We start from the raw sequence: 1,399 nt of genomic DNA, 5'->3' as shown, positions 1-1,399 counted from the left end.
TGCTCCAGGTAGTTTGGATAGAATTTTAGAAACAGGAGGTTGTTCAGGTGAAGATTTTATACCACCTATATTAACTCCAGGTTCATGTAATTAATAATATACAGGTGTTCATATAATGAGCACCTGTTATTGCTATATATTTTAATGTGAAAGGGTGTGGATAACTTGAAACACATAAAAATTTTTCTTTTATTGTTTTTAATTTTTTTTAGTAGTTTGATATTTAGTAATAATATTAAAGTAGATAAAAATAAGATAAATTTATTATATTCATATGCAAAAGAGAATTATATTAAATATGAAACAAAAAATCTTGAAATTTATTTTGAGAAAGATGCTCCTTTTAGGAAACATATAGTTATTTATGCAAAAAAGTTTCAAAAAGAAATAGATGATTTTATTAAAATATTTAAAGAGAAGAGTTTTTCAGAAAAAATAGTTGTTATTATCGTCAATAATAATTCAGATAGATATGCATTTTCTAACATACATAATGCATCGTTTACCACAGGAATAATTGATAATAATACTTTACGTTTATTTATCTTTTCAACGTGGTTTAGTGTTCCACATGAAATTGTTCATGCATTGAATTCTGTATTATGGGGGGAATGTAGTTTTGATTTTTTTAAAGAGGGACTTGCTAATTGGTTTAGGTGGTATGATACACCATATATTATAGAAGGATATAATCAAACAATAAAAAAAATAATAAAATTTTCCAATAAATTTAAAGGATTATCCAATGATAAAAAATTTGAAATTATTTTTTTAAATAGAAATAATGGTTATACTTTTGGGGTATCATTTGTAAATTTTATTGTTAAAAAATATGGACATAACGAACTAAAAAAAATATATAAAGAATCTGTAATTTTAACAGAACAGGAATTACAGGAGAAGATAAAAAAATATATGATTAATTGGTTAAAATGGTTAGAAAAAACAGATTTTGAAGGTGTGTTTTATAAATACTTAATTTCAAGATATTATAATAATAATTCAATTGATAAAGTTGAATTAAAAAAATCAAAATCAATAAGAAATATTACAAATAATTTTTACTTAAATTCTAATATTAATTCATTGATATTTAATCTAGATTTTTCATCACAATATACATTTTCTTTTAATTTAAATGATAATAGTGAAAAAATATATAATGATTTAATGCCATTAGCAATATCGAAAAATTATATAGTAACTTTTGAAGTTTATAATAATTTTTATATTTATAATTTTAATACTAACAATAAAATACAATTGAAAATAAAATATGATTTTTTAATACCTAATATATTTATTTTAGAAAATCAAAGAAAAATTATTTTGGTTGATAAAAAAGAAATAAAAGAATATAGTCTTGAAAGCGGGAAATATATAAAAACTATAAATTATG

Annotated in this window: 1 protein-coding gene; it reads left to right on the top strand. The window is 20.7% G+C overall.

Annotated features, from left to right (window positions below; all coding sequences use genetic code 11):
• Positions 1–216 precede the first annotated feature (216 nt).
• Positions 217–1,399, top strand: a 1,183-nt coding sequence (locus X274_RS10375) for a hypothetical protein (protein ID WP_197073365.1), incomplete at its 3' end; no start/stop codon positions are given.

The organism is Marinitoga sp. 1155 (assembly GCF_001021175.1).
Classification (GTDB): domain Bacteria; phylum Thermotogota; class Thermotogae; order Petrotogales; family Petrotogaceae; genus Marinitoga.
Note: the sequence above shows the minus strand (reverse complement) of the source record. Positions and strands in the feature narration are given on the sequence as shown.